General features: G+C 51.9%; 4 protein-coding genes. 2 read left to right on the plus strand and 2 right to left on the minus strand.

Going from position 1 to position 8,149, the window contains the following annotated elements; all coding sequences use genetic code 11:
* Positions 1–60: 60 nt before the first annotated feature.
* A complete protein-coding gene (locus COW20_03420; GenBank protein PIW50252.1) occupies positions 61–1,269 on the minus strand; it encodes a hypothetical protein in 1,209 nt (402 codons plus the stop codon).
* 335 nt (positions 1,270–1,604) lie between these two features.
* Here COW20_03420 and COW20_03425 point away from each other — a divergent pair, with 335 nt between their 5' ends.
* A complete protein-coding gene (locus COW20_03425) occupies positions 1,605–2,750 on the plus strand; it encodes a hypothetical protein (GenBank protein ID PIW50253.1) in 1,146 nt (381 codons plus the stop codon).
* Here the strand turns inward: COW20_03425 and COW20_03430 are convergent.
* Positions 2,747–5,248, minus strand: coding sequence for a hypothetical protein (locus COW20_03430; GenBank protein ID PIW50254.1), 2,502 nt, complete (start codon positions 5,246–5,248; stop codon positions 2,747–2,749). The genes COW20_03425 and COW20_03430 overlap by 4 nt on opposite strands.
* A 221-nt stretch (positions 5,249–5,469) precedes the next feature.
* On the opposite strand from COW20_03430, the gene COW20_03435 reads away from it, so the two are divergent.
* Entirely contained in the window at positions 5,470–7,551 is a 2,082-nt protein-coding gene (locus tag COW20_03435; protein ID PIW50255.1) for a S9 family peptidase, read from the plus strand.
* Positions 7,552–8,149 lie beyond the last annotated feature (598 nt).

The following is an 8,149-nucleotide window of genomic DNA, read 5'->3' on the forward strand; positions in this document are numbered from 1 at the left end:
TAGCAGGAAGCTTGCAAGGAAACCTTGATCTGGATCGTGGTTTTGAGCGTGTGCTGGCGTTTATTTCAGCGCCTGGTAAACCTCTGCCAGGCGGGCATAAAACATTGGGCTGCAATCTTCGAGTTGGGGGTGTACAAAGCCTGTGTTTTGATCCCAGCCCTGGCGGCTGAGGCGGTAGAGATTGCGCGACATGCTGCCGACCATCTCTTCGTCTTCATCCCCAGTGGTATGAAAGGCCACCTGTTGAACCGCAATAAAGTCAGGATGGGCCAAGAGATCTTCGTCGTAATAAAAATCATGGTAGACCTGGCAGCGGGTGGGATCTTTCGCATGGGGGAAAACCTGCGACATGACAATCACACCGGGATACCACTCAAACATCAGCTGGGGGAAAACCGTGGCCCAAACCGAACCCAGGGGGGGATCCCCTTTGATTTCACGGTAGATTTTGCCCCAGGTCTGAAAGGCCGCTTTGCCTCTGAGGGGGTTGTCGGGATCATTCCAGCCGCTGCCGTCGCCTTCGCCCCAGGTCTTTTTCCAGCCCACCTGCTGTACCGTGCTCCAGCGTTCGGGGGCCTGCAGGTTCTGGGTAAACTCCAGGCCTGGATAGGATTGAACCCAATCGCAGGAGCAGAGCTGGGCCAGGGTTTCGGCATGGGCCGGGTCGACATGCATTAAGTCGAGGTAGTTGATCATAAACAGGGCCCAATGGCCGGCCTGTTCCATGCTGATGGTTTTTATCAGGCGGTAGCCTTGGCTTGAAAACAAATCGCCTGTTTCCTGTTGCACCCGTTCCAGTTCTCGCTTGAGATCAAAACTTGAATTCAGGCCCTGCCATTGGGGCAGACTGAAGAGGTAGCCCTGCCATTCCAAATGCTGAATTTCAGGCAAATGGTGATCACAGGTCTGGTGAAAGAGCTGGGGATTGAGTAATTTACCGGCTTCTGCCGCATACACTGCATTGTGACTTTTGCAGCGGATCGATTTACTGAAGGGCAAAAACCCGTCGGGGTGGGGGCTGTTGAGGATATCTGCCTGCCAATGCAGACAGAGATTGGAAAGCACTTGCGCTTGGGGGCTCTGGGGGCTGGCACTGAGGTAACAGTGCGAGGCCCAGGGGGGAACGCGCAAAAAGCCGGCCCCACCGTGTTGAGCCGGCCCCAAATACAGGGGGGCCCTGTCAAAAAGCTTGGATTCCAAACCAAGCGATTCGCTGGAGAAGATCAATTGGGGCGAAGGCCGCTCCAAAAGTGGGCTGGGAAGCTGCATCAGCTTTATTCACTCCTGAGGTGGGCTCAAAAAGAACAAACTATTTCTACCGTATTTTACGTTAATTTCTTTCAGAAGCGAATGAGTTATTCAAAAAATTAAATGGAGAGGAGCTGTTCAGGGCAGCAAAGCGCTCAGCAGAGGCATTTGAGGGGCTTTCCAGCTTGTGAGATTTGCTGAAGGCTTCCAGCTTCTGGGGGCTGGCATTGAGGGGAGCTGTCACGCGGCGCTTTCAATTTCACTGGGAGTGAAGCTTTGAGCCTGTTGGTTTGTTGCCAATCGGTTTAAACTGAACCCAGCACGGCTTGAAAATCTTGCAAAAAGGGAGGGTGCGAATGCCAGTGCAAAACACACCCTGGGTTCATTCTCCTGGCTGGGATGGTTTTTGGCTGCTTTCAGGATTTTGGATTCCCTTGCTCCTGCTGGCCCTTCCGCAGCATTTTGCCAAGCCCTTTTTAATTGGGGTGACGCTCTGTTTTTGGATTGCCCACCGCTTTTCCAGCCTTTACCTCGGTTTCTGTGTGGGCGAATACCAGCGGGTGCTTCAGGCCCGGCGTGGCTATTTTATCTATGCCCCGCTTGGAATTTTGCTGGCTTTGGGGGCCTATCTCTTGGCCCCCGAAGCGCTGATTCCCCTGAGCGTTTTTCAACGCTTTCTGTTGCTGGGGCTTGCCGATTATTTCTTTTCGCTCTACCATTTCGCTGTGCAGCATTACGGGGTTTTGGCGGTTTACCGGGGCCGCTTGCCCCATGGCCAAAAAAATCAGGGGCTTTTGCGCATGGATTGGTGGCTGTGCATGGGGGTTTCAGGGCTTTTAAGCTTCTGCCTTGATTTTTTTCAGGGCGAACTGGCCACGGTGATGCCTTTTCTGCCCGGTTTAAAATTCAGCCTGCCTGCGGCCTATTTGCTGGGAATCAAGCTCGGTTTCAGCCTCTTACTCTGCCTGGTCTGGGCAGGAGTACTCAAACGGTATCGGCGTGAAAACCAGGGGCTGCCGCGCATGCTCTATGTTTCTTCGCTCTGCTTTATGACACTGGTTTCGCTCTATTTGGGGCCTTTGCTGTATTTCGCTGTGGCCCAAATTCAACATTGGAGCGTGTCTCTGGGCCTGACGCGCTATATGGCGGCCCAGTCTCAGCAGGTGCCTGCGGGGGCCTGGTACCGGGTCTGGAACCGGGTTAACCACTGGGCATGGGGGCCGCTGCTGGTATGGGTGGGTCTTTCGCTGCTGCTGACCCCGTTTTTGGAAGCCGATCTCTATCTGCTTCACAATTTTGATCCAAATGTACTCACGGTTCCGTATTTTTTACAGGCCTTTCAAGATTCGGTCTGGCTCTTGATCTTTGGGGCCTTGGCCTTTTACAGTTCCTTGCTTCACTACCTCTTCGATCGGGGCGTTTTCAGGTTTTCAGACCCCCTGACCCGAGAATCGGCCCTGGCCTTGCTGGCACCTGTACAAAAACAGCGACTTGAGGTTTAGCTCAGATTGGCCTTGAGTTTTTCCTGCTGCAAAACCTTTTCTCCGCCAAGATCCTGAATCCGCTTCAAGACCTCGGCATAGGAAAAGGGTTTGGATTTCTGGTTGCGGTCAAATTCAAACAGCTTCTGATCCAATTCCTTCACCTTTTGGGCATCGTGCAGGTAAAGGCTCATCTCTTCATTGAAGAGAATATTCTGGCGGCTGCCATCGGGCAGCACCTTGCGAAAGGGAGAATTGAGCGAACGGGGAATCAAATTGGCGGAACCGATCACGGCGGTTTCGCCATCGACAGAGAGGGCCTTGGTATGTGCCATGTGGCTGTATTTCCCCGGCGTGCCGGTATACAGCCAGGCCTGAACCTTGCCCTTGCCTGTTTTTTGAGCGGTCTCCATCAATTGGCGGATCATATCCGCGTTGATGATATTGTAAAGATCCTCATCGCTTTTGTCGGGCACGGTGATCTTGACAGTAACGCCACGGGAGACTGCATTCTTTAAGGCCTGAAGCACGGCTGGGTGGTAGAAATAGGCGTGCTCGATATTGATCTCTTTTTTGGCGTGGCCAATCGCATCGAGCAGGGCGGCTTCAATTTGGTTGCTGCTGTCATCGGTGGTGACAATGCCTGAAGAGACCAAATTTTGCTGGGTGCTATGGGCATGCTGCCGCGCAGCTTTTTCAAGCTCGCTTTTGCTTTTCAAGCGCAGCTCGGCGGGCTTGCCCGTAAAATCCTGCCAATTGGCGGCGTATTGGGCCCGCATTTCGCCCACTGCCGGGCCCGTCACCTTGAGCATGATATCGTGGTAGCTGTCGGGCTTGAGAAAATGATCCCCCAGGTTGATGCCCCCGGTATAGCCGGTTTTGCCATCAATCAAGAGCAGTTTGCGGTGATCGGCCTTGGCCACGCCGTCGGTCAGCGCCCCCAATTTCAGGTGGGTTTGCATCCGCTTGAGATAATCGGCTTTGGCGGCATCAGAAATGGGCAGAGTTTGAATTTCCTGGCTGAGCTGGGCCTGGGTTTCTGCAAAGATTTTTTTCACACTTTCAAAGCCCGTTTGTGTCAGCCGGTGATTGACCAGGATATGCACGGGCAGCCCTTGGGTGGCCAGGGGATCATAGACCAGACGGGATTTGCCCGGTTTCAGCCCTGCCGCTTTGAGCAGCAGTTGGCGCGCCAGATCGCGGGTACTGGGTTCGTCGTAATAGAGAAAAGATTCAATTTCAATGCTCTCTTGGGCACCTGCAATCGCAGACTTCATTTCCTCATGGTAATTTGGCCCATCAATCAAGGGCTCGACGGTATTCTGGCTGAGCTGGGGGCGAAAGGTCTGGGTGGGAGAATGGGTTTTGACCTCAAGGCTCAAACCCGATTGGGTATCCAGGCTGACCTCAATTTTTTCAGCTTCGATTTGGTAGGTTTTGCCTTCTATGACGGTATTCTTGAGCTGCCAATGGTTTTGGGCCTGGGCATTGACTTTGCCCGCTGCTGAAATGCTGATCGTCGAATCCAGATCGGCTTCCAGGCCCGTTTGGCTGACCCGTTTGCTGAGGGTTTCGCCGCCCATTTTGATCTTTTGCGCCTCTTGGGCGTCGATATCCAGAAGTATTTTGCCTTTGAGATTCATTTCATGGTGCTTGTCTTTGTAGCTGCGGGCTTCGAGCTTCAGTTTGAGCGCATCGGGTGTGCTCTGCGCAGGGCCTCTGGCCGCCTGGGGATCGGTGCTGCCTGTGAGTTCAAGCTTGTCAAAGCGCAGATGCAAATGGCCTTTGGGATCAATCGAGAAGCGCCCGATGGCATTTTGTATTTCTTTAAAACGCAGGGCATGGTCGGCATCCAGGGGAAACTTCAATTTCTTAATCGCAGGGGTGAGATAGAGCTTGTCCCCATCGCGCCGGGTCTCCAGCTCGATCTCCAGGGCGTCTAATTTTTGGTTCAAATGGCTGTTCAGTGCTTGTTTGATGCCGTCGCGCAGGCGGCTCAGAATTGAGGAATTGGGAAACCAATTCTCATCGACATCCAAATAGAGCTGGCCCGCTGGGGTGGCCTTGAGTCGAATTTCAAAATTATCCCAGAGCAGGCCTTTCAGGGTTTTGGCTTTCATGCCAATCACATAGGCCCGATCATCGGGGTCAAAGGACAGGCTTTTCATTTGGGCCGAGGAGACAGATTTCTTGAGGGCATCAAAATTCTGATTGAGCAGATCGCCATTCAGGATGATTTCTCCACTCAATTGCCCGTGAATATCTTCTTTGCCCGTTTTTAATACGCCATTGCTGTCGGTGAGTTCCAATTCCAAATCTGCTTGGGCATTGAGTTGGGCAAAATCGACCTGGGGCTGGGCTTTGCCGCTATTGGCTGCTTGGGGAAAACGTCTTTCAGTGAGGTCCAGGCTGGGCTCGGCTTCACAGATCAGTTTTTCGGGTTCGGGCCGACAGATATTTTCAGGCTGATTCGCAAAGGGAAAGGGCAAGGGTGAGGATTGCTCGATAGGATTGACCATGACTGAACTCCTGGCTTTTGGAACATATTTCAAGCTTATCTTATGAATTTTGAGCACACTTGTGTGATTAAATAAAAATTTAAAGCTTAATCCATTTTTCTGAAAGCGAACGGGTGCATCTTTGCCTGCGCTTAGAAGACTGACCTCAGCCAGAACTGGGGTATGTTATCATACCGCTAAATTCAACTCTGGTTCCCCAACCAGACTCCCAAGAGGTAAAAATGAGCCAGGAACAGCAATCGTTCACCTATCCTGAGGCCAAACGCGAAGAAATTGTCGAAGATTACCATGGCACGTCCGTCGCCGACCCCTACCGCTGGTTAGAAAACCCTGCCACGCCCGAATCACGGGCCTGGACCGATGAGCAAAACCAGTTGACGCGGGCCTTTGTGGATTCCCCTGTACGCGGTCAGATTCTTTCCCGCTTGAAAGAAGTCTGCGATTATGATCGCTGGTCGGCACCTGAAAAAGCGGGTGATCACTATTTTTTCTGGAAACACGAAGGGCTGAAAAACCAGCCGGTGCTGTATACCACCACCCGCTTTACCTCAGAACCCAAGGTTTTGCTCAACCCCAATGCCTTCAGCAAAGAAGGCACCGTTTCAGTCATGAGCACCACCCCCAGCTGGGATGGCAATCAACTGGCGTATAGTCTGTCTCACCGGGGCTCAGACTGGCAGGAAATTCGCATCCGGGATGTGAAAACCGGCCAAGATTCGCATGAAGTGCTGATGCATACCAAGTTTGCAGGCATCGCCTGGAACCACGAAAATACGGGTTTTTATTATAACCGCTACCCCGATCCCGGCACGGTTCAGGACGCCGATTTGAGCTATTACAATGCCGTCTATTGGCATGAGCTGGGCACGGTTCAGGATGACGATATCTTGGTCTATGAACGCCCCGATGACAAAGACCTGGATTTTTGGCCGACGATGACAGAAGATGGCCAATATCTTTTGCTCACCGTCTTTTTGGGGACTGACCGCCGCAACCGGATTTATTACCGCCCCGAAAATTCCCGCGCAGGCTTTATTCGGCTGCTCGATCAGGCCGATGCCCATTACCAGTTTGTGGGCAATGAGGGCGATACCTTTTATTTCTTTACCGATCACCAGGCCCCCCATGGCCGTTTGGTGGGCATTCAGCTCAAAAAGCCCGACCCCGAGCACTGGCTGGAGATTATTCCCGAACATGAAGATATTCTGGTCAATGTGACCCTTGCAGGCAACCGTTTTGTGGCGGTTTATCAGCATCACGCGCATCACAAGCTGCGTATTTATGATCTTGAGGGCACCTACCAGGACGATATCCCCCTGCCCACGCTGGGGGCCGTGAGTGAATTGAATGGCCGCCGTTACCAGAATGAGCTGTTCTTTGGCTTTACCTCGTTTCTCTTCCCCACCCGCACCTACAGTTACCAAATGCAGGCCCATGATTTGATTGACCTGCATGAGCATATCCAGGTGGCGGGTTTTCAGGCCGAAGACTATGTGGTGCATCAGGAATTTGCGACCAGCCCCGATGGCACTCGGGTGCCGATGTTTTTGGTGCATCGCAAAGACTTTACCCCCACGGGTGAGACCCCGGTTTTGATGTATGGCTATGGCGGTTTTCGCCAATCTCTCACCCCCCAGTTTACGGCCACCCTGCTGCCCTGGTTGGAACAGGGCGGCATTTATTGCCAGGTCAATACGCGTGGTGGCTTTGAATATGGGGTGGAATGGTATAAGGCCGGAACCCTTGAGCGCAAACAGAATGTCTTTGACGATTTTATCTCGGCGGGCGAGTGGCTGATTGCCAATAACTATACCTCGCCCCAAAAATTGGCAATTCGCGGCGGCAGCAATGGCGGTCTGCTGGTTGGGGCCTGCATGCTGCAACGCCCAGACCTCTTTGGCGCAGTGGTTTGTCAGGTGCCTGTTTTGGATATGCTGCGCTACCACCGCTTTACCATTGGCCGCTATTGGGTGACCGATTATGGCAATGCCGAAGCCCGTGTGGAAGATTTTAATTTTCTCTATGCCTATTCGCCCCTGCACAATGTGAAAGGGGGTGTGATTTACCCACCCGTGCTGATCACCAGTGCCGATCACGATGATCGGGTGGTGCCTTCGCATGCCAAGAAATTTGCTGCGACGTTGCAACATGCTTCGCATGGCCACAATCTGGTGCTCTTAAGAGTGGATACCGATGCTGGCCATGGGCGGGGCAAACCCCTGAGCAAAACGCTTGAAGAAATGTCAGATATCTATGCGTTTCTGTTTAAAATTACAGGCTTGAGTTATTCCAGCCAGGGCTAAACGCTCAGCCTATTGAGTTCGAAAACGACGCGAAGCTTGATTTAATTCAGCTTCGCGTTTTCGTTTGCCCAGATATTGAAATATAACGAAATTATGACAATTTAACAAGAATTAAGTTTGAGAGCTGTTTTTGTAACAATGTCTTTATTTTGTTAAATATATGGGGATCTTGATTGTTATTCAACGAAATTGTAAACTAATTAAATAGTTTTGATCGCTATTCTTTGCACCAGTCAGAAATGGCTTTGAAGGGGCTTGGATAGTTGTTTTTTGGGTGGGGTTTTCTTGTTGTTTGCCAGAATTAGGTTGCATAGGCTTGGTGGTGCGGAAACTGTTGACCGTAGGTTTTACGGATACCGACAGCAAAGCATGGCGAACATATGTGAACTTTGGATATAGATCTTGACTGTCGTCTCTCCGGTCGAAACAGAGCGCCTAACCCACCGTGTTATTTATGCGGAACTTGGTAAACCCGTAGCGCTCCCTTTGGGAAAGTTTATCGCAAGGTAAGCCGATAGTGCTGCGGGCAGGGGAAGGTAGAAAAAGCGAAGGCTGGTTTGTAATGAGCCAGATAGGGATTGAAACATGATCCCGCACG

The sequence above is a fragment of the bacterium (Candidatus Blackallbacteria) CG13_big_fil_rev_8_21_14_2_50_49_14 genome, from assembly GCA_002783405.1.
GTDB lineage: Bacteria > Cyanobacteriota > Sericytochromatia > UBA7694 > UBA7694.